Here is a 24,719-nt window from a genome sequence, read left to right on the forward strand (position 1 = left end):
TGCCCCTTAAAGTTGGCTTTTGTCGACCGCTTTGCCTTGCGCCTTGTACTGCTTCACATCGCCCAGCTTCAGGTCCTCGGGGAGGTCGCTGCGACGTTTGCTGTGGCCGACGCGCTGGGCGTTGTAAATGCCGGTGTGCCCAGACACCAGGTAGCTGGCGATGCAGGCGATGGCGGCGAATGGTGCGATCTCGGGACCGAACAGTTCCATGGCCATCACGATGGTTGCCAGCGGGGTGTTGGCGGCACCGGCAAACACCGCGACGAAACCGACTCCGGCAAGCATGGCAAAGGGCAGGTGCAGCAGCGGTGCCAGGGCATTGCCCAGGGTCGCGCCGATATAGAACAGCGGGGTGACTTCGCCACCCTTGAACCCCGAACCCAGCGATGCCACGGTGAACACCAGCTTGCCGAACCAGTCCCAGGGCGCGACAGGCGCCTGGAATGACTGATCGATGCCGGCAGTGCCGAGGCCGATGTACTGATGGGCATCCAATACCCAGACGGCGATGGCAATCACGATGCCGCCCGCCAGGGGCCGCAGCGGCGGGTAGCCGATCAGCCGTTTCATCCAGGCACCGAGGCGGTGAGTGGCGGTAGCGAACAGCAGCCCGGCAAGGCCGAAGACGATCCCGGCGAGGACCATCGCCATGACGCTCCAGAATTGCACCGGGACCACTTCGCCAATCGCGTAATGACTGTGCGCTACGCCCCAGGCCAGGCCCACCTGGTCGGCGACAATGGCCGCGACCATGCAGGGGAACAGCGCGTCATAGCGCATCCGGCCGATGGCGAGCACTTCCAGGCCGAAGAGGGCGCCGGCCAGCGGTGTACCGAATACCGAGGCGAAGCCCGCGCTGATTCCGGCCATGAGGATGATGCGCCGGTCTTCGCGGCGCAGGCGCAGCAGGTGGGTCAGTTGGTCGGCCAATGCACCGCCCATTTGCACGGCGGTGCCTTCGCGGCCCACCGAGGCGCCGAACAGATGGGAAATCAGGGTGCCACCCAGGACCAGGGGCACCATGCGCAGGGGCACGGTTTTCTTCGGGTCGTGGATTTCATCGATCAGCAGGTTGTTGCCCGCATCCACCGGCTTGCCCAGCAGGTGATAGACCAGGCCGACGGTAAAGCCCGCCAGCGGCAGCAGCCAGATGATCCAGGGATGGGTTTCGCGCCAGTGGGTCGCCTGGTCCAGGGAAAACAGGAAAAACGCCGAAGCGGTGCCGGCCAGCAGCGCCACGATGCTGGACAACAGCAGCCATTTGCCGAGGTAGGGCACAAGATCGAGTTGTTCGGGTCGGGAGAGTCTTGACATAAGGTCGGCCGCGTGGAGCGAGTGGGCCTGACCAGGAGGGGGTCTGTACGCGAAGGTCTACAGACCCGAGCTGATCAGGTGTCTGCAGGCATCATCAGCTGCGCGAATGCAGCGGTTGATACGGAGGAATGCCATCTCCGGAGCGCCCATCATAGCCAGCGCCGGAGGCGCTGTAAAATCTTGTTACGAAAATCTTGGGTGCGCCACAGCCCTTATGAGAGCCGGCTGGCCGGCTCTCATAAGGTGTGTATTTCAGTCCCGAAAGGTCTGCGAACGGCTGGGTGGATTACCCGGCCACTCCCGTCGTCATGACATCACAGGGTGAACTTGCCCACCAGCATCTGCAGGTGGTTGCCCAGGCGGGCGAGTTCGATGCTCGACGAGGCGGTTTCTTCACTGGCCGCCGAGGTCTGTTCGGAGATGTCGCGGACGTTGATCACGCTGCGATTGATTTCCTCGGCCACCGCACTCTGCTGTTCGGCCGCCGTGGCGATCTGGTGGTTCATCGATTCGATCGCCAGGACCGACTGGGTGATGCCGTTCAGTGAGTTGCCGGCGCGACGGGTCAGCTCGACGCTGCTGTCGGTCAGCGTGCGGCTGCTTTCCAGGCTGATGGCGACCTTGTCGGTGCCGCCTTGCAGGCCAGTGATCAGTTGCTCGATTTCCTCGGTCGAGGTCTGGGTGCGTTGCGCCAGGCTGCGCACTTCATCGGCCACCACGGCGAAGCCGCGACCCGCTTCGCCGGCGCGCGCGGCCTCGATGGCGGCGTTGAGCGCCAGCAGGTTGGTCTGTTGCGCCACGGACTTGATCACGTCGAGGACGCTGCCGATCTTGTCGCTTTCCTGCTTGAGGTCGTTCATTGCCGCGGTGGAGTTGTTCACTTCGCCGGCGAGCTTTTCGATCTGCGCCATGGCCTGGGCCAGCACCTGGTCACCTTCACGCGCTTCGTGAGTGGCGTTGACCGCTGCACTGGAAGCCTGTTCGGCGTTGCGCGCGACTTCCTGGACGGTCGCGGCCATTTCGTTCATGGCGGTGGCGACCTGGTCGGTTTCCAGTTTCTGGCTGTTGACCCCGGCGCGGGTCTGCTCGGTGACCGCCGACAGTTCTTCGGCGGCACTGGCGATCTGCACCACGCCATCGCGCAGGCCACCGATCAGCTCGCGCAGGTTCAGGGTCATGCGCTGCATGCTCAGTTGCAGCATGCCCAGTTCGTCCCGGCGCGAGACCACGGCATCGTCCGTCAGGTTGCCGCCGGCCACGCGTTCGGCGCGGCGCAGGGTTTCCATCAGGGGGCCGACGATCAGCCGGGTGATGACCCAAGCGGCGATGATCCCCAGCAGCAGCGCGGCGAGGACGGCGCCGCCGAGCAGGTTGCGGGCACTCAGGACGTCGTCCAGGCGCTGGTCGATCTGGTCCTGCGACAGCTCCTGGGTCGTCGCGAGCAGGTTCTTGATATCGCCATTGAGCTGCACCTGGGCGCTGTCGGCCTTGGTCTGGGCATCACTGAACAGACCGACGGTGGCGCGATAGTCGACCATCGCCTGTTGCAGGCGCTGTACGCCGTCAGCTTCGGAGGCGGGCAGCAGGGTGCCGAGGGTCTTGATATAGGCGATGGCCTGGTCGATCGCGTCCTTGGCCGGTTGTTGCAACTCGGCCTTGAGGCTGTAGCTGTAGCCGCGCAACTGGAAACGCGCCTGCTGGACCACGGTCTGCGCTTTTACCAGGTCGTCGATCTGGGCCTGGTCGCCGATAGGCGAGGTAGCGATTTCCATGAGCTTTTTCAGTTCGGCCACGGCGTCGTCGGCGTGACCGCCAAATACCGAGCGCGTGGCATCGCGGGCCTGGACCGCCTGGGTGAAATCGCTGAAGTGGCTGCGGTAGGTCTTGACCGTGGTGATCGCCGTTTCCAGGTAGGGAATGCTCACCGGCGAAACGAATACCGAACGACTGTGGGCGAGGTGACTGTCGAGACTGTCCAGCAGCTTGACCACCGCCGCGGCGCGTTCGGCATCCGGATTGAGGCTGTAGTACAGATGTCCGTTGCGCATGTCCCGGGCCAGGTCGTTGAGCTTGGCGATATCGAGGATCCGGTCGCTGCGTTCACTCAGCGACTTGATACCCAACCAACCGGTTGTCGCAATCAACAGGGTCAGCACCATGACGATGCCAAAGCCCAGGGCGAGCTTGGCTCTGACGCTTATGTTCTCCAGCATCCTGTTAATGGGGGCAAGCATTGAACAATCTCCGCCGGTACGAACCGCTGATAGGAGGGCGCCTGGCCCTCGATTGATTAGGTCACAGCAGGGGTATCGGTCAGGGAAATTGAAACTTTATGTTTCAGGATGAGTGGTCGCGTGTTTGTTTGCATCGGGGCAACGGGGATCAACCTGCAGATCGTGACCATTCCTCCTGGCGCCAAGAACAATGGCGACGAACCCGCGGTGGCGTTGATTGCCCGCTCCGATCCCAGTGAGCAGGAAAGCGTGCTGCTGTTGCCGCATCTGGATGACGTGCACCGCGATTAAGCGGTGGGCGTGACACCGGCTGGACGGTGGTTCAGGAAGTGCCGCGCCACGATCTGTTGCGTTTTTTCCCGTCGCAGATCCAGGGCAGCCGGGTGCTGGGCCGTGCCCTCGACACTGAAGAACGTCACGTCGAGCAGGCCGACGGTTGCCAGTACGGCTTTCAGGTAGGGCCGCAGGAAGTCCGGCTGTTGGGCATGCTCGCCGGAGAAAAGTCCTCCCGAGGCAATGGCGACCAGCACCGGACGGTCGCGCAGGGTGCCGATCTTGCCGGTGGGGGTGATACGAAAGGTCCGGTCGACCTGGATCACATGGTCGAGCCAGGCCTTCAGCGCCGAGGGCACCGTCAGGTTATGCATGGGCGTGGCGATCACCACATAGTCGGCACTTTCCAGTTCGCGGATCAGTTGTTCGGATTGCAGCAGGGTGCCACTGGCGACAAGCGTACTGTCAGGCTCCCGGCGTTTGCTCGACGCCTGTGCATGTGCGCCATCGATATGCGCCAGTGCGCCTACACCCCGTTCGGTAATGACGATATCGTCACCGCGATGACGCTCGATCAGTTGACTGATCAGAGCCTGCGACAGTCGCTGGCTTTCCGAGGCACGGCCCTTGGGGCTGCAAGTCACGTGCAGTACTCTCATGGATGAATCCTTTGATGGCTGGCTGGCAGGATTTCCATGATGGCGGCTCCCGGACCGGTGAAGAAGGTCCAAGAACCGCCTGTTCGAGTAGGCCATGGCGCAAGGCTGGCGCTTGATCACTGCATCAGCGCGAGGATGCGTTTACCCAGTTGCTCCGCGTGCGCTTGTGAATCGATATTGGCGAATCCGAGCAGCAGGGCCGGCCCGGTTTGTACCTCGATGCTCCACTCGCTCAGGGCTTCGGCGTAGATGCCGGCCTGTTGCAGGCGGGCGACCAGCGCTTGGTCGGATTGCTCTGGCGGCAGCCGCAGGATCAGGTGCATGCCGCCCGGCTGGGTATCGATCCGGACCCGTGGGCCCAGGGCTTTGTTCAAGCCCCGGACGGTCGCTTCCCGGCGTTCGGCGTAGAGTTTGCGCATGCGCTGGATATGCCGGGCGAAATGGCCTTCGGTGAGAAACGTGGCGACAATGGCCTGGGTGAGTTCCGGGCAGTTGCCGAGAAACATCTGGCCGACCTGTTCGAAGCGTTCCACTTGTGCCTGTGGCACCACCAGATAGGCGATCCGGATGCCGGGGAACAGCACTTTGCTGAAGGTCCCGGCGTACAACACCCGACCCTCGCGATCCAGGCTCTTGAGTGCGGGCAGCGGGCGGCTGACATAGCGGTACTCGCCGTCGTAATCGTCTTCGACAATCCAGGCTTGCTCGCGGCTGGCCCACTCCAGCAGCTCCAGGCGCCGCGGCAGGGATAGCGATACGGACAACGGGCTCTGGTGGGCCGGCGTGACCACCGCCGCGCGGGCATCGGGCGAGCGTTCGATGCCGTCGCCGACCCGCATGCCGTCCTGGTCGACCGGGACCGCGACCGTTGCCATGCGCAGGCACTCCAGCAATTGCCGGGTGGGCACATAGCCCGGGTCTTCGACCAGCACGCGATCCCCCGGCTCCAGCAGGGCATGGGCGATCAGCGCCAGGGTATTGCGATAGCCCGAGGTGACGAACACCTGGGAGGGCAGGCAGGCGATGCCCCGCGCCACTTGCAGATAGCTGGCGATGGCCGTGCGCAGGGACTCCAGGCCGAGCACCGAGGGGTTGGCCATGTCGGCGATCTGCGTGGCACGCACGCAGCGTGCGCCCAACTGCGCCCAGATTTTCCGGGGAAAGGCGTCCAGGGCCGGCAGGGCCATCTGAAACGGCAGGACCGGTGCCTTGTGCCGGATCGACAGGCCTTCGACCGGGTTGGGTCCCTGGTCCGGATGGCGCTTGAGTACCGGGCTCCTGATGTCCGGTGATACCACCGTGCCGGCCTGGCCCCGGGACTGGATGTAGCCCTCGGCACTGAGCAGGGAATACGCGGTGTCGATGGTGCCACGGGCCAGGCCCAGCTCCTTGGCCAGCGCCCGCGCGGCGGGAATCCGTTCGCCGGGGCTGAGCAGGCCGTCACTGATCGCCCCGCGAAAACGCCAATAGAGCTGACGGTAGACGGGCTCCTTCGAATCGGGATCGAGGGGGGAGAAACGCGGAGTTGGTCGGGTCATGGTCGCTATGGTTCTGGAAGAGAATGGCTCATGGCCTATAACTAAAGGCTAATCATGGATCTTTTTCAATGGGCCAAGTCGTCGCAGGATAGAACCCTTCAAACAGCCAATACAAGGATTCATCATGACTCAACGTCTCGACTACGCTACCGCTTCGCCCGAAGGCTACAAGGCTTTTGGAGGCGTCTATGTGTACCTGCAGAAGTGTGGTTTTTCCGCCGAACTGATCGATCTGGTCTATCTGCGGGTGTCTCAGCTCAATGGTTGTGCCTACTGCATCGACATGCACACCCGTGACCTGCTCAAGCTCGGCGTGGCCGTCGAGAAACTGGTGCTGGTGCCGGTATGGCGCGATGCCGGGGCGCTGTTCAGCAACCGCGAGCAGGTGGCCCTGGCGTGGGCAGAAACCGTGACCCGGGTCGCCGAAAGCGGCGTGCCGGATGCCGACTATGCCGCGGCGGCGGCCGAGTTCAGCGACAAGGAACTCGCCGACCTGACCTATGCCATCGGGTTGATGAACGCCTTCAACCGCTTTGGCGTGACCTTCCGTTCGACTCCCGTGGCCGCCGGCAAGGCCTGATACCCACCCCGTGGCGCCCGGCCCCTGGCCTGGCGCCCACCACTTCGAAGGAATTGGCATTTATGGCATGGGCACTGTTGGGCATCGCCGGCATTCTTGAAATCGCTTTCGCCTTCTTCATGAAAGGCTCCGAAGGGTTTACCCGCTTCACCCCCGCACTGCTGACGGTCGCCTGCGGCCTGTCGAGCGTCGTCCTGCTCTCGCTGGCGCTGCGTACGCTGCCGGTGGGGACCGCCTACGCGGTGTGGACCGGCATCGGCGCGGCCGGCACCGCGATTCTTGGCATGGCGCTGCTGGGCGACTCGACAGCACCGCTGAGAATGCTCTGTATCGGGGTGATCCTGGCGGGGGTTATCGGACTCAAGCTGGTCTCGGCAAACTGAGACGAAGGCATGACGGGGTCCACGCCTTGAGCGATACTGGGAGGCTTTCGTCCCAGGGCGATATCGAAACCCGGACCGTGCCGGAGCGCAGGGGCCGCAAGGAGCTGGATCAGGATGTTGGCGGTACTCAGGCGTTACCCGACTTCGGTCAATCTGCTGTTGGCTTCTTCACTGATTCTGACCCTGGGGCGGGCCATCACGCTGCCCTACCTGGTGATCTTCCTCTCCTCGCAGTTTTCCCTGGGGATCAGCGAGATCGGCCTGGTGGTCGGTATTGCGCTGGTGGCGGGGTCGCTGCTCAGCGTGTATGGCGGCTACCTGACGGACAAGGGCTCCAGCTTCCGCCTGATCCTGTCATTCACCGCGTTGTTCGTGCTCGGTTTTATCGGCATGTGCATGACACAGCGGCTCTGGCTGTTCTTCGTGTTCCTGGTGTTGTTCAACTTCGCCTATTCGGTGATCGACGTGGTGGTCAAGGCCACCCTGGGCCGCGTGCTGCCGGAAGCCGAACAGGCCAGTGTGTTTTCGGTGCGCTACACGCTGATCAATATCGGCTATGCGGTCGGGCCGTTTATCGGCGCGGGCCTGGCGCACCTCGATATGCGCCTGCCCTTTGTCGTTTCCGCCTTGCTGGGCGTGGTGTCGTTCCTGACCTACTACAACTTCGGTGACCGGCAACTCAGTCCGGTTGATCGTGCCAGGGCCCCGGTGTCCTTTGTCGGCGTGGGGCGGATCCTGCTGCGGGACAAGCGCCTGGTCTGCTTCACCCTCGGTGGCCTGCTCAGCGCCGTGGTGTTCGGCCAGTTCACCGCTTACCTGTCGCAGTACCTGGTGACCACCGGTACGCCCGAGTTTGCCTACAGCATTATCAGTTCGGTGGTGGCGGTGAATGCGGTGGTGGTCATCTGTCTGCAGTTCATCGTGGGCAAGCGCATTACCAACCAGCACCTGAACCTGTGGCTGACGGCGGGCTTCAGCCTGTTCCTGCTCGGGGTGACGGGGTTTGCACTGTCGAGCACGGTATTGCACTGGTCGTTGGCCATGGCGGTGTTCACCCTGGGGGAAATCATCGTGTTTCCAGCCGAGTACATGTTTATCGACCGTATCGCTCCCCAGCACCTGCGCGGCATGTATTACGGTGCGCAGAACCTGTCGACCCTGGGCGGGGCGCTGGGCCCGGTGCTCTGCGGTTTTGCCCTGGCCTGGTGGGCACCGCATTTCATGTTCTACATGCTGGCGGGCTTCATCATTGCCGGCGGTTGCTTCTATCTGATCGGTGCCGCTTATGCGCGGCAGCAGGATGCCCGAGAGGCCAGTGGTTGCTGAGTCATCGGGCCATGCAGCGCGGATCTGTCATAGCCGACAAGGCTTCAACCGCCCTGGGTGGTGGTGGCACTGGCCATCTGCTGAGGCTTGCAGTTGAGGTAGGGCGAGGATTTCAGCCAGCGCCGGTCGGGGTACCAGGAGAACATGAACTGGCCGTCCTTGAGTTTGTCGACCACCTGTCGCGCCACTTGCGGGCGCACCGCGGGGCAGCCCTGGCTGCGGCCGATGCGGCCTTCACGCTGGCTCCACAGGGGGCTGACGTAGTCGGCGGCATGAATCACGATGTCACGGTCGCGGGCGCGGTCGTTGAAGCCCGGCTCCAGGCCGTCCATGCGCAGCGAGTAGCCATGTGTGCCTTCGTAGCTTTCCTGCGTACGGAACAGCCCCAGGCTGGATTGATAACTGCCCATCCGGTTGGAGAACTGGGTGGCGAAGTTCTCCCCGGATTTCTGCCCGTGGGCGACCAGGTCGCGCAGCACCAGGGTTTTCTTGCGCAGGTCGAAGATCCACAGGCGCCGTGCCGTCGAGGGCTGCGAGTAGTCGATCACGGCCAGGCGTTCGGATTGTCCATGGCCCTGATTGATCGCGCATTGCATGGCGTTCAGGGCGTTTTTCAGCACCAGGGGGTTGAGTTCCGGCGCGGCGTGGGCGAGGCTGCCATACAGCGTCGGTTTCGCCGCACTGGCGGCCAGGGCAGAACTGCCGGGCGCGGCCAGGGTCATAATGTACAAGCCCAGGATGCTCAGGCAGAGTCGGTAGCAGGATGTCAGCATGGTTGGGAGCGTCTCCGCCGTTGGTGCAGGCCTGCGCATCCCATCGGTCCTGGAACAGCACGATCACGCGCTGCCTTGAGGGTTTGTCGCCTCTGTCGTAACTATAGACCGTAACTACAGAAGACCGTAACTACAGACCGCCCGTGGGATGACCGTGGATTGGAGCCAAGCCTTTGTTCAAAAAACACGCATGTTACTTGAGCATTTGCCTGCTCGTTGCACCGCTGGTCGCGAGGGCGGAGGATCTGCCCGTCGAGCCGCCCACGCCCTTGCAGTCGGCACTGGCGCAGTTGCCCACCGACTGCCCCGCGCTGGCCGTGCAACTGGATGCGCCGGTACGCTTGCGCCTGCAGGCGTTCTACCTGCAACACGACAATGTTCCGCTGTGGTCCGGTAACGATCGGCTGCCGGCGTTGCAGGCGCAGTTGCCGCTGCTGGCCGATGACGGCCTGGACCCGGCGCGTTATCCGCTGCCCCGGGATGCCGATGCGGGTAACGCGCTGTGTACCGATATCGAGATCAGCCGGCAGTACCTGCAAGCCTTGCAGGACCTGCATTTCGGCCGCCTGTCCCAGGCCCGTTTCGAGCCAGTCTGGCACTCCCAGCCGGCCGCGCAAGACGCGGACGCCCGGTTGCTGATGCTGGCAGCGACCGGGTTGCAGGATATGGCCCGGGGGTTCGCTCAGGCGCGGCCGAATGCCGAGCTGTACCTCAGCCTGCGGCGCATCTACGCGCAACAACGCCTGCAGCCGCTGGGGCACTGGCCGACGGTGGCCGGCGGGCCCTTGCTGCGGCCGGGCATGGAGGACCCACGGGTGCCGGTATTGGCCGAGCGGCTGTTGGCCGAGGGCTATCTGGAGAGCCTGCCCGGCGGTCCGGAAAAGGCCTACGGCGGAGAACTGGCCGATGCGGTCAAGCACTTCCAGTCGCGGCATTCGCTGCAATCCGATGGGGTGATCGGGCCCGGTACCCTGACCGAGCTGAATGTCAGCCCGGCGCTGCGTCGCGAGCAGTTGCGCATCAACCTCGAACGCTTTCGCTGGCTGGCGCCGGACCTGGAGCCCGAGGGCGTGCTGGTGAATGTCGCGGCGGCGCAGTTGAGCGTCTACCACCAAGGCGCGCCCATCTGGCAGACACGCCTGCAGGTCGGTCGCGCCGAGCGACAGACGCCGCTGTTGAAGTCGCGGGTTACCCGCCTGACCTTGAATCCGACCTGGACCGTGCCGCCGACGATCCTGCGTGAGGACAAGCTGCCGGCCATCCGTCTGGACCCGGCGGCGTACCTGAGCCAGCAGAACCTGCAAGTGCTGGACAGCGAAGGCCATCCGCTGGCGGCGGACAGCATCGATTGGGAGCGTCCGGGCAATATCCTCCTGCGTCAGGAGGCCGGCCCGCGCAACCCGCTGGGCAAGATCGTCCTGCGTTTCCCCAATCCGTTCTCGGTGTACCTGCACGACACCCCCAGCCAGCCGCTGTTCGCCAAGGGGCCCCGGGCCTTCAGCTCGGGCTGCGTACGGGTCGAGCAACCTCTGCACCTGCGCGACCTGCTGCTGACCCCGGCCGAGCGGGCCAAGACCGATGAGCTGCTCGCCAGCGGCACCACCCATGAATTCCGCCTGACGGCACCGGTGCCGATCCTGCTCGGTTACTGGACGGTTCAGGTCGACAGCGACGGGGCCTTGCTCTATGCGCCGGATATCTACGCCCGCGATCCGCTGCTGTTGAAGGCGTTGGGAAGTTCGTCTTGAGGGCGTCTCCGGTCGTACCCATGCTCTGCGTGGGGATGCAGCCCTTGACGCTGCGCGTCACAAAGCGGACGCAGAGCGTCCAGTGAGGCATTCCCACGCTGGAGCGTGGGAACGATCATCACGTGGCTACTTCAACGCGGGATCGCCCGGATTGAGTAGCTTCCAGGCCTGGAGCAAGGCCTGGGCCTTGGGTTCGTGGCCGTTTTCCAAGTAGTACTGGATCAACGAGAGCCGCGCATTGCGCTGGGTCGGCTGGTGCTTGAGCAGTGTTTCCAGTTCGGCGCAGGCGGCTTCGACCTGGCCGCTGTCGTGCAGTGCCACCGCCAGCACGTAGCCATATTGAGGGTTCTGCGGTTCCAGGCGTGCCGCCTTGCGCAGGGCGACCATGGCCTGCGCGGTGTCGCCCGCGCGGATCAGCGTCAGGCCCCGGGCATGTTGCAGCAGCGCGGCATCGGGGTGTTCGTGCAGGGCCTGGTCCAACAGTTGCCCGGCCTCGCTGCCGCGTCCGTTGGCTTCCAGCCACTGCATCAGGGTGACCAGCGCGGGCAGGAAGTCCGGATCGCGCAGCCGCGCCGTCCTTAACAGTGCCTCGACCTGATTGCCGCGGCCGGTGGCCTGATACAGCATCGCCAGGTTGAGGTTGGCTTCGGCGCGTTCCCCGAGGTTCGACTGTACCTGCTCGTATTCGCCGATGGCCTTGTTCCAGGCCGGCTGGGCACTGCCCAGGCCGGCTGCCGAAGCGCCCAGCAGTTCGCGGGCGGCGCTGATGCGCACGGCCTTTACCGGGTCCGCGAGCAGCGGTGCCAGCAGGGCCGCGCGCTCGGCCGGCGGGACAAAGGCGCTGACGGCGCGCAGGGCACTTTCGCGCACCTGCGGTTCGCCATGGGTGAGGTCCCTGGCGGCGAGTTTCAGGGCCTGTTCGCTGGGGTAGGACGGCAACTCGGCCAGCAGGGTGGCGCGCTGGATCGCCGGCAGATTGCTGCGTTGCAACTGCTGGTAGAGGGCTTCGGCCGCGCCGGGCCGACCGCCACGGATCAGCAGCAGGCTTTCGCCGTAGCGCGGCGCTTGTGGGATAGAACGGTCGTTCCAGCGTTTGAACTGCGCGGTGATCTTGTCGCCGGCCGAACCCTGGTGGCAACTCAGGCAGGCGTCCGGCGTGCCGAGGGCCCTGGCCCGTTCGGGGTTGGGAATACTGAAACTATGGTCATGGCGAAAGTCATTGCCCATATAGAATTTGCCCGGCATATGACAATCGATGCATTGCGTTCCGGACTGGCCGGGTTGATGCCGATGGTGCTCGGGCGAGTCGTAGTCTTTTGCCTGCAGGCCACGGCCATCGACACCGGCGACGGCACTCTTGCCCGATGGGTTGTGGCATTGCAGGCAGACGCCATTGCCCGCCGCCTTGAGTTCGCCGCTGTGGGGGTTGTGGCAATCGCTGCAACGCACGCCCTTGCCGAACATCTTGCTCTGTAGGAACGAGCCGTGTTCGAACACCTCGTCCTTGATCGTGCCGTCCAGGGCATAGAGTTCGCGGGTCAGCACGCTGGGCAGGTAGTCGTCCATCAGTCGCTTGCCGACGGTGTAGCCATCGCCCAGCGGGGCACGCCGGGCATGGCAGCGGGCGCAGGTCTCGATCTCGACGGTGGTGTCCTTGCTGGCCAGGTCGACGGCGAAACCCTTGTGGATCAGGTCGGTCTTGCCGGCCGTCCATTGCAAGTGATTCGATGCCGGACCGTGGCAGGCCTGGCAGCCGACGCCGAGGCTGTTCCACTGGCTGGCGAACGTGTTGCTGGCGGTATCGAAGTTGCGCTGGTAGCCGGTGGTGTGGCACTCGACGCACATGAAGTTGGCGTTCTGGCTCGGTTTGCTCCAGTGCAGCGGATTCTTGAAGTCCACGCCCTGGCCGGGGTAGAGGTGGAACCAGCGCCGCTTTTCGGTATCCCAGGCGACGCCCAGGGCCTGCAGGCGACCGCCGGGAACTTCCAGCAGGTATTGCTGCAAGGGGGCGACGCCAAAGGTGTAGGCGACCTTGAAGTCGGCGGCGGCCCCGTCGGTGCCCTGGGTGTTGACCCAGAAGCCCTGGTCGCGGCGAAAGAAACGGGTCTTCTGCTGTTCGAGGTCCACGCTGACATCGGCGAAGTCACCCAGTACCGTCTCCGTCGTCGCGGCCTGCATCGCCAGTTGATGGTGGGAGCCTTGCCAGTCCTTGACCTGGGCGCTGTGGCAGCCCTGGCACTGTTGTTCATCGACCATCCGTGCGTCAGGGAGCGCGGTCGCTGGCGCCATGGGCGGCTGACTCGACGTGAGCGGGGCGGGTGTTGGTCGAACAGGCGGGCCGCCTTGCAGGGACAACCAGATGCCCACGGTGACCAGCAGCAGGAGCGCGGCGGTGACAGGTAGCAGGTAGCGGGACAGACGCGAGGGGGAAGCAGCGGGAACTGGTGCGTTTTTGTTTTTTTGCTTGGGCATTGAGACATCCGTTGTCCAACTGCATTGGGCGAGCATCGAAGCTGGCTCCAGCTTTGACGGCACAGCCGCTCCTGTCAAACAGGCTTTGAGAAATGGCCCACATTGCGTGCGCAATAATCAACATTTTCGAGCCGGCGCGGCGTTCCTTGGCTATACCTACCTTTCCTGTACCGGCGGCGGTACCGGCTAGCCAAAAGGAGTTTCGGCATGAAATCAGGTTTCATGATCAGTGCGCTGTGTATCGCCTCCCTTGCCGTGGTCGGCTGTTCGAGCCAGTCCACCCAACCCGATCACTACTCGGGATTTCTCAAGGACTACAGTCGGCTCAAGGAAGAGAAAACTCCGTCGGGTGTCGAGGTGATGCGCTGGATCGATCCCAAGCTCGACGTGCGCAAATACACCAGTGCCTATATCGAACCCACCCAGTTCTATCCCGCTCCGCAGCCCACCGTGAAAATCCCCCAGGCGACCCTGCACGGCATTACCCAGTACTACGACCAGGCACTCAAGCGTGAGCTGAGCAAATCCCTGCCCCTGGCCAACGGCCCGGGCCCTGGCGTGGTGGTGGTGCGGGCGGCGATCACGGCGGTGAGCAGCAAGACCGAGGGACTCAAGGCCTATGAACTGATTCCGGTGGCGCTGGTGGCGGCGGCGGTCAGCACCGCGTCGGGGATTCGTGACCAGGAAACCACCCTGGGCACCGAAGCCGCGTTCCTCGATGGCCAGACCCAGGCGGTGCTCGCCGAAGTGGTCCGTCAGGGCACCGGCAAGCCGCTGGAAAACGACAGCCAGGTGATGCAGCCTTCCGATGTGAAAAACGTGATCGACGGCTGGGCTTCGGATATGCACCAGTCGTATCTCAAGCTGAAGAGCCGGTAGGAACGAAAGGTCGGTGCAAGACCATCTGGCCTCATCGCTGGCAAGTCAGCTCTTGCACAGGTTGCGGCACGGTCCCCGGTAGGAGCCGGCTTGCCGGCGATGGCGCCCGTATGGGCAACGGATGATTACCGGGCCTGCCCTCCGAACCAGCGGTAGTACGGATTGCCCGGCTCGTCGCGCATCACTTCGCTCATCTCCCGGGCCCAGGCCTGGCGGTCACCCTCGTAGGCGTACAGGCTGGCGCGGTAGAAGCGCATCAGGTTCTGCTGGTAGCCCTGCAGGTAGTCGGTAAACAACTTGTCCGCGTTCAGCAGGGGAATCGGTTGTCGCAGGTCGAGCAGGGCCGGCAGCACCCGGCTGATTTCCCCGGCACGGACCCAGGGCGCGTACTCGATCGAAGGACGGTCGTCAGTCACCGCGGGCACGTTGCCGGCGAAGCGTTCCAGACCGTTGCGGTCGGTGATCCAGGTGGCCAGCAGCGCGCTGGCGGAACCGATGCCCACGTCCTGCAGGGCACTGCGCACCGAAGGGCGGTCGAAGCGTTCGGCGATCCGCGCCGCATCCAGCTCGATCGGTTCCTGGGAGCCCACCAGGAGCATTTCGTGGAACTCGCTGGTCCACAGCGTGGCATGGGGAAACACATCGAGGAAACTGCGTACCAGCGCCCGTGAGTCATCGATGTTCTGCGTCGGCAGCGGCAGCCACTGGGCCAGCAGGCCATTCTTTTCCAGGCGGCTGGCGGCCAGTTGGTAGAAATCCCGCGAGTAGAGGTTGACCACGCCGACGGCGGAAGGCGGTGGTGGCTCCAGGGTGATCAGGTCGTAGCGCTGCGGGTTGCGCAGCAGCTCCTGGCGGCCGTCGCGCAGGCGCATCTGCAGGTTCGGGTCGGTGGCGGCCTGGAAGTTGCCCTTGAACAGCGGGGCGGCGGCGACCACCGTCGGCAGCAGCTCGGCGACGACGCGCTGGTGCAGCGACGGGTACTGCAACAGGGCTCCGGCGGTGATCCCGGTGCCGAAACCGATGACCAGGGCCGAGTCGGGTTCGCCGCGATGGATCAGCAGCGGCAGCAGGGCCTGGATACGCATGTAGCGCAGCGACGGCATGGCATCACCGGTATTCGACACGCCCTGGATGTACAGGCGCTGGAACTGCCGTTGGCCGCTGCCCTGGGTGACCACGGCGACGGTGCCGCCACGGCCTTCCTGATAGAACGCCAGGTGACCGTTGCGCGCCCCCGGCAGCAGATCGGCCAGGCGATCCACGGGCGTCAGCCAGGCCACGGCCAGGGACAACAGGCCGAGGATCACCACACCCTGGCGGTTGCCTTGGCGCAGGGCCCGGCCCCGGCTGACCGCGAGGCCACCGACAGCGGCGGCGATCAGTGCCAGCACACCGAGGGTGCGCACCAGCCCCAACCAGGGAATCAGCACAAAGCCGCAAAGCATGACCCCGGCGATGCCGCCCAGGGTATTGAACGCCACCACCTTGCCGACATCGCGGCCGACCTGGCGTTGTTGCACGCTCAGGCGCAGGGCCAGGGGAAAGGCGGCGCCCAGCAGCAGGGTCGGGATGAACACAATGCTCAACGCGGCGACGGCGAAGCGACTGCTCATACCCACCAGGGGCGTGCCACCGAGGGCCAGCACCAGGGCTTCGACCTGGGTCTGCAGCAGCACCAGCCAGCGCCCGAGCACGGCGATTTCCAGCACGGCAATCAGGCCGGCGGCGCTGATCAACCAGCCGAACACACCCCAGGGATCGCGCAGGCGGTCGACCCGTCGGGCCATCAGGCTGCTGCCCAGCACCAGCCCGGCGAGGTAGGTCGCCAGCACCACGGCGAAGGCATAGGTGCGCGTGCTCATGAACTGCACGATGGACTGCGACCACACCACTTCATAACCCAGTGCCACGCCACCGGCGACGGCGTACAGCAGCATGGCCAGGCGTGCGGACGGCTGCTCGGCCCGGGCTTGTTCCGGCACCACGGGCAGCACCGGCCGCTTATCACGCAACAGCCACAACGCGCCGCCGGCGGCCAGCAGGTTGAGCAGGGCCGCGGCCATGGCGCTGCCGCGTACGCCGAGGCTGGCGACCAGCACAAAGGCGGTGAGCAGAGTGCCGACAATCGCCCCGGCGGTATTGGCCGCGTACAGGCGTGCACCGGCCTGGCCCAATTGTTGCGGATCGGCGGCCAGGGCGCGCATCAGCACCGGCAGCGTGCCACCCATCAGGAACGCCGGAATCCCCACCAGGCTGAAGGGCAACAACCAGGCGGCCAGCCCCAGTTGCTGTTCGAGCCAGGCGAACGGCGTGGCGGCCTGGGCCAGGCTGAGGGTGGCGCCGACGCCAAGCGCGGCGACCAGCAACTCCAGGGCGGCGTACAGCAGCAGCGGTTGCGCCATGCGGTCGGCCCAGCGCCCGAACAGCAGGCCGCCCAGGGCCAGCCCGGCGAAAAAGCCGCTGATGCCGGTGGTGATCGCATACACCTCGACCCCGACCACCAGCGACAGTTGCTTGATCCACAGCACCTGGTAGACCAGCGCCGCCGCGCCGGAAATGAACAGCAGCAGGGCGGGCAGGCGCCAGGTGGTCGCGACAGGGACGGACGTGGCCGATGACAGGGTGGCGCTGCGAGATGAGGACATAATGCGTTGGCCTTGTGCGGTAATCACAGGTTTCGGGGTCGCTACGCGCCCCAGCGTGGGCAAGCCCACTCGCCACGGGGGCGCCTGACCTTCAATCAGGGCCGCCCACCGGGGTGGTGGGCGGCGGTCTTGCCGTCACTCTTTAGGTTGGTTCTTCATCTTCTCGGCGATCTTGGCATCCACCGCCGCGCGGATCTGGTCGACGCTGAAGCTCGCCGGTTTCTGGCTGGGCGGGTACTCGACAAAGGTTTCGAGGAACTTCGCCGACTTGGTCACCGCGACAGCGACCAGATAGACGTTCTTGGTACTCCAATCGTAGTACTGGTCTGATACCACATCCGCTCGCTCATACGGGTCCATCCGCAGATTGAGGATCTTCGGTACCCGCAGGCACACGAACGGTTCGCTCCAGACCCGGAAGCCGCCCGGCTCGCGCTGTTCGCAGAACACCGCCTTCCAGTTGTCGAAACGCATCGATACCAGCACCCCGTCGTCGTTGAAGTAGTAGAACTCCTTGCGCTCGCCTTTGGGTTGCTGTCCGGTCAGGTAGGGCAGTTGGTTGTAGCCGTCCAGGTGTACCTTGAAGTTGGCCCCGCCGCTGACCGGTGCCCAGCCCTTGAGCAGCTTGTCCTTGACTCCGCTATCGCCGGCGGCGGCCAGCAACGTCGGGAACCAGTCCATGCCGGAGAACATTTCGTTGGAGACTTCGCCGCCCTTGATCTTGCCCGGCCAGCGGATCATCGCCGGCACCCGGTAGGCGCCTTCCCAGTTGGAGTTCTTCTCGTTGCGGAACGGCGTGGTCGCCGCGTCCGGCCAGGAGAACTGGTTCGGCCCGTTGTCGGTGGTGTAGACCACGATGGTGTTGTCGGCGATCTTCAGGTCGTCGAGGGTCTTCAGCAGTTTGCCGACATCGCCGTCATGCTCGAGCATGCCATCCGCATATTCGTTACCGGGCATGCCGCTCTGGCCCTTCATCGAGTCGCGCACATGGGTGAACACGTGCATGCGCGTGGTGTTCATCCAGACGAAGAACGGTTTGTCCGCCTTGGCCTGTTTTTCGATAAACGCCTGGGCGGCGGCGGTGGTTTCGTCGTCGATGGTTTCCATGCGCTTGGTGGTCAGGGCGCCGGTGTCTTCGATCTTGCCATCGGCGAAACTGTGGATCACCCCGCGCGGGGAGTTGGCCTTGACGAACTCCGCGTCATCCTTGGGCCAGTAGGGGCGTTCCGGTTCTTCTTCGGCGTTGAGGTGGTAGAGGTTGCCGAAGAACTCGTCGAAACCGTGATTGGTCGGCAGGTATTCATCGCGGTCGCCGAGGTGGTTCTTGCCGAACTGGCCGGTGGCATAGCCCTGCGACTTGAGGGCCTGGGCGATGGTGATGTCGCGCTTCTGCAGGCCCACGGTGGCACCGGGGGCGCCGACCTTGGACAGCCCGGTACGCAGCGGCGTCTGTCCGGTAATGAAGGACGAGCGTCCCGCCGTGCAGCTGTTCTCCGCGTAGTAGTCGGTGAACAGCATGCCTTCCTTGGCGATGCGGTCGATATTCGGCGTCTTGTAGCCGACCACGCCCATGGAGTAGGCGCTGATATTGGTCTGCCCGATGTCGTCGCCGAAGATCACCAGGATATTGGGTTTTTCGGCGGCCCCGGCGCCTGCCGAGAGCCCCATCACTGAAGCCGCCACCAGGGCGAGCTGGGGAAGCCATTTGCGTATGCCAGTCATATGACTTGCTCCTTTTGCGCTAGCTTGAGCCGTCCTGCGACGGCCAACGTTTCTTGCTGTCCTGCATCACGTTTTGTGCTTACTGCACTTGCTCGGTGGGGGCGGCCTCGAACGGGTAGACCTTGCGCCAGGCGCTCGCCATGTCGACGACGGTCCAGCCCCGTTTGTTGGCCTCATCCAGGGCCTTGTCCAGGCGCCCTATGTTCGATTGCCGGTCATAGGCCCATTCGCGTTTGGCATCGGTGTGATGCACCAGGCCCATGAAGCGCTTGCCGCCGCCGGCGGCGGTCCATTGCAGCATCTGCAAGTCGCCGTCGGAGTTGCCGAAGGCCAGCAGCGGGCGGCGGCCGATGATCGCGTCGATGCTTTCCGGCTTGCCGGGACCGTCGTCGTTATGGGCCAGCTTGGCGGTGCGCAGGATCGACGGCGTGCCGTTGTCCAATTGATAGCGGGTGACGAAACTGGAGCCGATGACCTGCTCCGGCGGAATGCCGTACACGGTCTCGGCGAAGGCGCGCATGAACGCCGTATCGCCGCCGGAAACGAGGTAGGTCTTGAAGTCTTCGCGGCGCAGGTAGTCGAGCATTTCCAGCATCGGCTGGTAGATCATCTCGGTGTAGGGCTTGCCGGTCTTCGGATGGCGAGCCTGGGCCAGCCAGGTCCGGGCATGGTCGATAAAGGCCTCGGTGGTGATGCCGGTGTGGGTGGCGCCGATGATCGTCAGCAGGCCGTCCATGCCGCTGGCGGCCAGGGCCTTCTGGTCGTTTTCCAGCACCGCCTTGAACGGTTGCCGGGTCTTCCATTCGGGATGCTGCGGGGCCAGGCGCCTGACTTCATCGAAGGCGAACAGCATCTGGAAATAGGCCGGTTGTTCGGTCCAGAGGGTGCCGTCGTTGTCGAATACGGCAATGCGTTCGGCGGGTTTGACGAAGTCTTTCGAGTCTTGTTCGGTGACGGCCTGGACAAAGTCGATGATGGCCGCCTTGGCCGGGCCTTCCTGCCATGACGGCAACGGGTCGGCGGCTTGTGCGGGCAAGGCGAGGACTGACAAGGTGAGGACCAGCAGCGACAGCCAGCCACGACGATAGAGCGGCGATGGACGGGTCATGGGAACTCCTTCTCCAGACGAGGGTTGAGCGGGCGCAGGCCCGTTGAGCGATGGGCCCGCCACCAGCGTTGCCAGGTCCGGACGCCGCGGCGGGCCACGGGCAGGATCAGGTGCGGAACCAGGCGCACCAGCAACCCCAGCGCCAGGACGGCCAGGCCCCAGGCCAGCCAGTGTCGGGACAGATGAATGCGACCCTGGTGGGCGAGGGCCTGGACGTCCTCGGTCACCGAAAACACCGGGCGATAGTGTGCATTGGCGACGGCATCGAAGCTCACCGCCGCTACTTCGAGGGTGCGAGCCTGTCGACTGCCGCTGTCCCACCACTTGAGCTGCACCACCGGTAACTGGAAGTGCCCCGGACGGTCGATGCGGTAGTTGGCCTGGTCGATCCGTTGCCCGCCGTCGAGGTTGCCGCGGCCATCGTCGAGGTTGCTGATCCGCGGCGTCTTCAGGTAGCGGCTCAGGCCCGGTACATCCTTCAGGACCGGCGCGGGCAAGGCCATGCCCGGTGTGCCGTCGGCTTGCAGGGTCAATTCGCGGGTGACGCTGTCACCGACCGTGGGCGGGTCGGATGAATAAGCGATTTTTTGCGACAGTCGCAGTCCGCTGGCCACCAGCACCGTTTCGCCCGGAGCGAACCCTGGCGGCAGGCGAGCGCTGAAATGCCGCGTCGGAATCTGCGCGCTGAGTTCGTGGCTGGCCTGGCCGGGTGTGGCATGTATCGTCAGTGTCGGGATGACGAATTCTCCAGCCTGCTGCGGGGTGATCCGGTAGCGGTAGCGCAGGCCGAAGAAGGGCTTTCCTTCCAGGGTCAGGTTCAGGTGCTCGGCTTCGCTGCCCGGCGGTTCGACCTGGGCGCCGTCGAGTGTCAGCGCGGGCAGGTTCGCCGCGCTGGTAAACCAGCTGTCGGTCAGCACATCGACCTGCAGGCTCAGGGTTTCACCGACCACCACCGTGGTATCGGGCAGCAGCCGGGCCTGCACCCGCAGTTGCGGTTCGTCGGCCAGCACGGGCCAGGCCAGCAGGCAGGACAGGGCGCAGATCGCCGGTCGCCGGGTCTTCATCGGGCGGCCTCCCGCTGGTCCTGCAGGCTGAATTTCTGGCGCAGGAAGCGCGCCGGCGAGGTGCTGAGGTTCCGCAGCCAGAGTTCGTCGCTGGCGGCCTGAGGGGTTTGCACCTGTTGGGTCTTGCCCTTGCCGGCCGGTTTGTCGAACTGCACTTGGTCGGGTTTGACCTCGGGGGCGTTCTGCGCGGCGCTGTCGGTGTCTTTTTGCAGGGCGATGGCCAGGGCCAGGTTGGCGCTGGCTTCGGGGAACCGTGGTTGCAGCTTCAGGGCCTGGGTATAGGCGGCGATGGCCTGGTCGAACTTGAAGCGTCGGGTGTAGATATTGCCCAGGTAGAAGTACGCCGGTGCGCTGTCCAGACGGGCAAAACTGGCCAGGGCCAGGTCGTAGTCGGCGGCCAGGTAGGCGGCAATGCCTTTCCAGTAAGGGTCTGTAAAGTGCGCGGCGGCGGCCGGGTAGTGCTGGTGCTCGAAGGCCAGGCGACCCTGTTGGTCCGGAGTGAGGAAAGCATCGGCCAGCACACCGGCGCGCACCGGGGCTGGTGCCAGCCCGCTCGCCAGGCATAGCAGTACGGCAGCACTCCAGTTCAGGCTCCAGCCCTTGCGCAGGGTGAAGAACGCCAGCAGTACCAGCGGCCAACTCAACCAGTAGCCGGCGTCCTTCCAGCGTAGTTGCTGCTGTTCGGCACTGGCGGCCTGGAAGTGTTGCTGGGCGTGCAACTCGATCCATTCCAGGTCCTTGTCGTCGAGGGTCAGGCTGCCCAGGGGGGCGTCGAGGGCCTTGGCCAGTCGTTGCAACCCGGCGCGGTCGAAGCGTCCCAGTTGCGGGCGACCGCTGCTGTCGGTGCGCGGCTGGCCGGAAGCATCGCGCAGGATGCCGCCGTCTTCGCTGCCGACCGCCAGGACCAGCACCTGCAGCAGGCTGCCGCTCAGTTGTTGGTCGAGCCCCGGCAGTTGCGTGGTATCGGCGCCATCGGTGATCAGCAGCAGGCTGCCCGGCACCTGTTCGGCGGCCAACAGGCGCTTGGCCTCATCGATCACCGCGGCGACATTTTTTCCCGGACGGCCGATCAGGTCAGTGCCCAGGGCCTGGACAAAGCTGTCGAACAACGCCGGATCGTCCGTCGGTGGCAGCACCAGATGGGCGCTGCCGGCATAGGCCAGCAGGGCCGTCTTGGCGCCCTGGCGACGCTGGATCAGTTCATGCAGCTTGTGCTTGACCGCTTCCAGGCGACTGGGCCGGATATCGCTCGCATCCATCGAGGGCGACAGGTCGACGGCGATCAGCAGGGGTGCACGGTTTTCCAGGAAATCCGGCCGGTCCTGTTCCCAGGTCGGTCCGGCGGCGGCGATGGCCCCGAGCACCAGTAGGGCGCTGGCCAGGTGCACCGGGCGCAGGCGATGCGGGTCGCTCGGGGTCAGCAACAGGTGCGGCAGCAGGTGTGGCGCGATGGTGCCGCGCAGGCGTCGTTCCAGGCCCTGGCTGCGTCGCCAGAGCAGCGGCAACAGCAGGCCGAACAGCGCCGGTAGCAACCACGCGGGACGGAGGAAATGCAGCGCCTGGAGATCGATATCCATCAGGCCTCCCGCCGTTGCTGCTTCTGTGACAGGTGCAGGCGTGGCCGCAGCCAGGCGCCCAGATGATAGACCGCGAGCAGGGCAATGGCGGTGGCCACCGGTAGCCAGAACAGCTCGCGCTTGGGTTGGTGGCTGAGGATCTTGACCTGATGCGGGGTCAACTGGTCCAGGGTGCTGTAGACCTGGTCCAGCGCCGTGCGGTCCTCGGCGCGGAAGAAGCGTCCGCCAGTGGCCTTGGCGATCTGCTGCAGGCCGGCGAGATTGACCTTGGCTTCGCCGTCGGCATTGGGATCGCCAATGCCGATGGTGTGGATGACCACGTCCTTGGCGGCGGCCATGGCTGCCGCGTGCTCGGGGGTGATGGCGCTGCTGGTGTCGTTGCCGTCGGTCAGCAGGATCAGCACCTTTTCCGTTTCGTGGGCCTGCTCCAGCAGCTTGACGCTCAGGCCGATGGCATCGCCGATAGCGGTGTTGGGCCCGGCCATGCCGATGCCGGTGTCCGCCAGAAGGATCGCCAGGCTGGCGTGGTCCAGGGTCAGGGGGGCCTGGGGATAGGCGCCGCTGCCGAACACGATCAGCCCGAGGCGGTCGTCCTTGCGTCGCTGAATAAAGTCTTGTACCACCTGCTTGACGGCGCTCAGGCGATCGACCTGGTTGCCTCCGGCATCGGTGAAGTCGCGGGTTTCCATGGACTGGGAAATATCGATGGCGAGCATCAGGTCGCGCATCGGTTGCTGGTGTTCGATGGGCGGCTCGATCCATACCGGCCGTGCGAGGGCCAGCACCAGCAGCACCCAGACCAGCGCATTGAGCAGCAGTTGCCCGCGGTCACGGGTACCGCCGGCCAGATCGGGGACCTGGCCGGCGGCCTGGCTCATTGCGGCGAAAAACGGTACCCGCACGGCACTGCGCGCTTCTCGGTAGGCGGGCAGGTAGCGATAGCCGATCCCCGGCAGCACCACCAGCAGCAACAGCCAGGGGTAATCAAGCTGCCACATGGTGATGCTCCACCCAGTGCCGACACTGGTCGAACAACTGCCGCCGCTGTTCCGGCGCCAGTGCTTGCAGGCGACTGTCCGGGGCGTAGGCCAACTCGGCCAGTGCCTGGCTGAAGTCGATGGGCAGGCGGTTGTCGCCGTGTTCGACGAGAAAGCGCTGCCAGCTTTCACCGCTGAGCAGCGTGACCGTCGACGCGGGTATTCCGGGCATCGACAGGGCGACTCGCTTGAGCACCTCGGGCAGTTCGCGCAACGCCGCCGGCTGTTCGAGGCGGCGGGACAGTTGTTCGAGTCGCGCCAGGGCCTCGCGCCGATAACGGTTCTGCCGCCAGCACCAGTAGCGGCGCACGCCCCACGCCAGCAGGCCGACTATCAGCAGCCCGAGCAACACCGCCCAGCCCCAGGTCTGCGGCCAGTAGCTGACCGGTGCGGGCAGGGGCATTTCCTGCAATTGCGCAAGGCTCGGCGGCGCGTTCATGGTTTGCGGCTCCCCTGGCGACCCAGTTCGTTGCGCAACTGGGTCGCGGCGGCTTCGGCGGTGCTGAACATCATCAGTGGTACCTGGCTGCGGCGCAGCAACTGCGCGACGTCCCGCAGCCGGCCGCCGAGAAACTCGCCCAGGGGTTGATGCACCTGGCGCTGTTCCACCGCCAGTTCGACCTGCAACTGCCCCTGGGTCACCCGCAGCCGGCCCTGGTCGGGGACATTGAGGGCCAGCGGGTCATACACCTGCATGGCGATCACGTCGTTGTGCGCCGCCAGTTGCCGCAGCCATTGCAGGGTGCGCGGCCCGGCACCGGCGAAGTCGCTGATCAGGCAGACCAGGTGATCATGACCGGCCAGCGCCACGCACTGCTGCAGGACCTTGTCCAGTTGGTCCTGGCCCTCGCTGTCGGGGTTGCCGGCGTGCAGCGCCTGGTTGTGCTCGACGATCCGGCTGCACAGCGCTTCGACCCGCTGACGGCTGCGCAGTGGGGCGACGCTGTCGATACGTTGATCATTGAACACCAGGCCGCCGACCCGGTCACCGGCGTTGAACACCATCCACGCGGCGAGGGCTGCCAGTTCGGCAGCAGTGGCCGATTTGAAACTGCGACGCGAACCGAAGAACATCGACATGCGCTGGTCGAGCACGATCAACGCCGGGCGGTCGCGTTCCTCGGTAAAGGTGCGTACCACCGGCTTGCCGGTACGCAGCGAGGCACGCCAGTCGAGGTGGCGCAGGTCATCGCCGGGTTGATAGCGGCGCAGTTCGTCGAAGTTCAGCCCACGTCCGCGCAGGCGCGACGCATGGTTACCGGCCAGCAGGCTGGACCGCGGCTGCCGGGCGAGAAAACTCAGGTCGCGGGCCTGCGCCTGCAACGCCATCAACTGCGCCAGCGAGACATACACCTGGCCGTCTGCTTCGCGGCGTGGACTGGACATG

Annotated in this window: 20 protein-coding genes, 1 pseudogene and 1 riboswitch; of the genes and pseudogenes, 6 read left to right on the top strand and 15 right to left on the bottom strand. The window is 65.0% G+C overall.

What is annotated here, in order from left to right:
- Nucleotides 1-6: 6 nt before the first annotated feature.
- The 3 genes and pseudogenes from HX851_RS14455 to HX851_RS45455 form a co-directional block, all read right to left on the bottom strand.
- Nucleotides 7-1,314 carry a voltage-gated chloride channel family protein gene (locus HX851_RS14455; protein ID WP_177058033.1) on the bottom strand — a complete coding sequence of 436 codons (1,308 nt, stop codon included), beginning with the start codon at nt 1,312-1,314 and terminating at the stop codon, nt 7-9.
- 78 nt (nt 1,315-1,392) lie between these two features.
- Nucleotides 1,393-1,462: riboswitch (Fluoride riboswitch) on the bottom strand.
- A gap of 166 nt (nt 1,463-1,628) precedes the next feature.
- Nucleotides 1,629-2,501, bottom strand: a complete 873-nt coding sequence (locus tag HX851_RS45450; protein WP_420902384.1) for a methyl-accepting chemotaxis protein — start codon at nt 2,499-2,501, stop codon at nt 1,629-1,631.
- Nucleotides 2,484-3,548: pseudogene (locus HX851_RS45455) on the bottom strand (methyl-accepting chemotaxis protein); the annotation flags it as partial. The pseudogene HX851_RS45455 and the gene HX851_RS45450, both read right to left, overlap by 18 nt.
- 120 nt (nt 3,549-3,668) lie before the next feature.
- On the opposite strand from HX851_RS45455, the gene HX851_RS14465 reads away from it, so the two are divergent.
- Nucleotides 3,669-3,839: a hypothetical protein gene (locus HX851_RS14465; RefSeq protein ID WP_177065649.1), complete on the top strand. Its 171-nt coding sequence runs from the start codon at nt 3,669-3,671 to the stop codon at nt 3,837-3,839.
- Here HX851_RS14465 and HX851_RS14470 read toward each other — a convergent pair.
- Nucleotides 3,836-4,480 carry an FMN-dependent NADH-azoreductase gene (locus HX851_RS14470; RefSeq protein ID WP_177065867.1) on the bottom strand — a complete coding sequence of 215 codons (645 nt, stop codon included), beginning with the start codon at nt 4,478-4,480 and terminating at the stop codon, nt 3,836-3,838. The genes HX851_RS14465 and HX851_RS14470 overlap by 4 nt on opposite strands.
- A 116-nt stretch (nt 4,481-4,596) precedes the next feature.
- Complete coding sequence (gene pdxR / locus HX851_RS14475; RefSeq protein ID WP_177065868.1) at nt 4,597-6,018, bottom strand: MocR-like pyridoxine biosynthesis transcription factor PdxR; 1,422 nt, start codon at nt 6,016-6,018, stop codon at nt 4,597-4,599.
- 124 nt (nt 6,019-6,142) lie between these two features.
- On the opposite strand from pdxR, the gene HX851_RS14480 reads away from it, so the two are divergent.
- The 3 genes from HX851_RS14480 (at nt 6,143) to HX851_RS14490 (ending at nt 8,307) form a co-directional block, all read left to right on the top strand.
- The gene (locus tag HX851_RS14480; RefSeq protein WP_017128973.1) at nt 6,143-6,598 is read left to right on the top strand and encodes a carboxymuconolactone decarboxylase family protein; all 456 of its coding nucleotides are present in this window, start codon (nt 6,143-6,145) and stop codon (nt 6,596-6,598) included.
- Nucleotides 6,599-6,660: 62 nt separating this feature from the next.
- The gene (locus HX851_RS14485; protein ID WP_177065869.1) at nt 6,661-6,981 is read left to right on the top strand and encodes a DMT family transporter; all 321 of its coding nucleotides are present in this window, start codon (nt 6,661-6,663) and stop codon (nt 6,979-6,981) included.
- A 114-nt stretch (nt 6,982-7,095) separates the two neighbouring features.
- Entirely contained in the window at nt 7,096-8,307 is a 1,212-nt protein-coding gene (locus HX851_RS14490) for an MFS transporter (protein ID WP_177065870.1), read from the top strand.
- Nucleotides 8,308-8,351: 44 nt separating this feature from the next.
- Here HX851_RS14490 and HX851_RS14495 read toward each other — a convergent pair whose 3' ends face one another.
- Nucleotides 8,352-9,080, bottom strand: a complete 729-nt coding sequence (locus HX851_RS14495) for a murein L,D-transpeptidase catalytic domain family protein (RefSeq protein ID WP_177065871.1) — start codon at nt 9,078-9,080, stop codon at nt 8,352-8,354.
- A 173-nt stretch (nt 9,081-9,253) separates the two neighbouring features.
- On the opposite strand from HX851_RS14495, the gene HX851_RS14500 reads away from it, so the two are divergent.
- Nucleotides 9,254-10,828, top strand: a complete 1,575-nt coding sequence (locus tag HX851_RS14500) for a L,D-transpeptidase family protein (RefSeq protein WP_177065873.1) — start codon at nt 9,254-9,256, stop codon at nt 10,826-10,828.
- A gap of 126 nt (nt 10,829-10,954) precedes the next feature.
- On the opposite strand, the gene HX851_RS14505 is transcribed toward HX851_RS14500, so the two are convergent.
- Complete coding sequence (locus HX851_RS14505; protein ID WP_177065875.1) at nt 10,955-13,300, bottom strand: tetratricopeptide repeat protein; 2,346 nt, start codon at nt 13,298-13,300, stop codon at nt 10,955-10,957.
- Nucleotides 13,301-13,507: 207 nt separating this feature from the next.
- Here HX851_RS14505 and HX851_RS14510 point away from each other — a divergent pair, with 207 nt between their 5' ends.
- Nucleotides 13,508-14,179: a DUF3313 domain-containing protein gene (locus tag HX851_RS14510; RefSeq protein ID WP_177058039.1), complete on the top strand. Its 672-nt coding sequence runs from the start codon at nt 13,508-13,510 to the stop codon at nt 14,177-14,179.
- A 125-nt stretch (nt 14,180-14,304) separates the two neighbouring features.
- Here HX851_RS14510 and HX851_RS14515 read toward each other — a convergent pair whose 3' ends face one another.
- The 8 genes from HX851_RS14515 to HX851_RS14550 form a co-directional block, all read right to left on the bottom strand.
- The gene (locus HX851_RS14515) at nt 14,305-16,824 is read right to left on the bottom strand and encodes a fused MFS/spermidine synthase (protein WP_177065877.1); all 2,520 of its coding nucleotides are present in this window, start codon (nt 16,822-16,824) and stop codon (nt 14,305-14,307) included.
- Between the two features lie 135 nt (nt 16,825-16,959).
- Entirely contained in the window at nt 16,960-18,546 is a 1,587-nt protein-coding gene (locus tag HX851_RS14520) for an arylsulfatase (protein ID WP_177058041.1), read from the bottom strand.
- A 79-nt stretch (nt 18,547-18,625) separates the two neighbouring features.
- Nucleotides 18,626-19,654 carry an HAD family hydrolase gene (locus HX851_RS14525; protein WP_177065878.1) on the bottom strand — a complete coding sequence of 343 codons (1,029 nt, stop codon included), beginning with the start codon at nt 19,652-19,654 and terminating at the stop codon, nt 18,626-18,628.
- Complete coding sequence (locus tag HX851_RS14530) at nt 19,651-20,718, bottom strand: BatD family protein (protein ID WP_177065880.1); 1,068 nt, start codon at nt 20,716-20,718, stop codon at nt 19,651-19,653. The genes HX851_RS14525 and HX851_RS14530 overlap by 4 nt, the downstream gene beginning before the upstream one ends.
- Entirely contained in the window at nt 20,715-22,295 is a 1,581-nt protein-coding gene (locus HX851_RS14535) for a VWA domain-containing protein (RefSeq protein WP_177058044.1), read from the bottom strand. Before HX851_RS14535 ends, HX851_RS14530 begins: the two co-directional genes overlap by 4 nt.
- A complete protein-coding gene (locus tag HX851_RS14540; protein WP_177065882.1) occupies nt 22,295-23,293 on the bottom strand; it encodes a vWA domain-containing protein in 999 nt (332 codons plus the stop codon). The genes HX851_RS14535 and HX851_RS14540 overlap by 1 nt, the downstream gene beginning before the upstream one ends.
- The gene (locus HX851_RS14545; protein ID WP_177065884.1) at nt 23,280-23,771 is read right to left on the bottom strand and encodes a DUF4381 domain-containing protein; all 492 of its coding nucleotides are present in this window, start codon (nt 23,769-23,771) and stop codon (nt 23,280-23,282) included. Before HX851_RS14545 ends, HX851_RS14540 begins: the two co-directional genes overlap by 14 nt.
- Nucleotides 23,768-24,718, bottom strand: a complete 951-nt coding sequence (locus HX851_RS14550; RefSeq protein WP_177058047.1) for a DUF58 domain-containing protein — start codon at nt 24,716-24,718, stop codon at nt 23,768-23,770. Before HX851_RS14550 ends, HX851_RS14545 begins: the two co-directional genes overlap by 4 nt.
- Nucleotide 24,719 lies beyond the last annotated feature (1 nt).

It is taken from the genome of Pseudomonas gingeri (assembly GCF_013385635.1).
In the GTDB taxonomy this organism is placed as follows: domain Bacteria; phylum Pseudomonadota; class Gammaproteobacteria; order Pseudomonadales; family Pseudomonadaceae; genus Aquipseudomonas; species Aquipseudomonas gingeri_A.

Coding starts and splice junctions, on each gene's coding strand:
- HX851_RS14455 (WP_177058033.1), bottom strand. CDS start 1,314: ATGTCAAGACTCTCCCGACCCGAACAACTCGATCTTGTGCCCTACCTC.
- HX851_RS45450 (WP_420902384.1), bottom strand. CDS start 2,501: ATGCAGCGCATGACCCTGAACCTGCGCGAGCTGATCGGTGGCCTGCGC.
- HX851_RS14470 (WP_177065867.1), bottom strand. CDS start 4,480: ATGAGAGTACTGCACGTGACTTGCAGCCCCAAGGGCCGTGCCTCGGAA.
- pdxR (WP_177065868.1), bottom strand. CDS start 6,018: ATGACCCGACCAACTCCGCGTTTCTCCCCCCTCGATCCCGATTCGAAG.
- HX851_RS14480 (WP_017128973.1), top strand. CDS start 6,143: ATGACTCAACGTCTCGACTACGCTACCGCTTCGCCCGAAGGCTACAAG.
- HX851_RS14485 (WP_177065869.1), top strand. CDS start 6,661: ATGGCATGGGCACTGTTGGGCATCGCCGGCATTCTTGAAATCGCTTTC.
- HX851_RS14490 (WP_177065870.1), top strand. CDS start 7,096: ATGTTGGCGGTACTCAGGCGTTACCCGACTTCGGTCAATCTGCTGTTG.
- HX851_RS14495 (WP_177065871.1), bottom strand. CDS start 9,080: ATGCTGACATCCTGCTACCGACTCTGCCTGAGCATCCTGGGCTTGTAC.
- HX851_RS14505 (WP_177065875.1), bottom strand. CDS start 13,300: ATGCCCAAGCAAAAAAACAAAAACGCACCAGTTCCCGCTGCTTCCCCC.
- HX851_RS14510 (WP_177058039.1), top strand. CDS start 13,508: ATGAAATCAGGTTTCATGATCAGTGCGCTGTGTATCGCCTCCCTTGCC.
- HX851_RS14515 (WP_177065877.1), bottom strand. CDS start 16,824: ATGTCCTCATCTCGCAGCGCCACCCTGTCATCGGCCACGTCCGTCCCT.
- HX851_RS14520 (WP_177058041.1), bottom strand. CDS start 18,546: ATGACTGGCATACGCAAATGGCTTCCCCAGCTCGCCCTGGTGGCGGCT.
- HX851_RS14525 (WP_177065878.1), bottom strand. CDS start 19,654: ATGACCCGTCCATCGCCGCTCTATCGTCGTGGCTGGCTGTCGCTGCTG.
- HX851_RS14530 (WP_177065880.1), bottom strand. CDS start 20,718: ATGAAGACCCGGCGACCGGCGATCTGCGCCCTGTCCTGCCTGCTGGCC.
- HX851_RS14535 (WP_177058044.1), bottom strand. CDS start 22,295: ATGGATATCGATCTCCAGGCGCTGCATTTCCTCCGTCCCGCGTGGTTG.
- HX851_RS14540 (WP_177065882.1), bottom strand. CDS start 23,293: ATGTGGCAGCTTGATTACCCCTGGCTGTTGCTGCTGGTGGTGCTGCCG.
- HX851_RS14545 (WP_177065884.1), bottom strand. CDS start 23,771: ATGAACGCGCCGCCGAGCCTTGCGCAATTGCAGGAAATGCCCCTGCCC.
- HX851_RS14550 (WP_177058047.1), bottom strand. CDS start 24,718: ATGTCCAGTCCACGCCGCGAAGCAGACGGCCAGGTGTATGTCTCGCTG.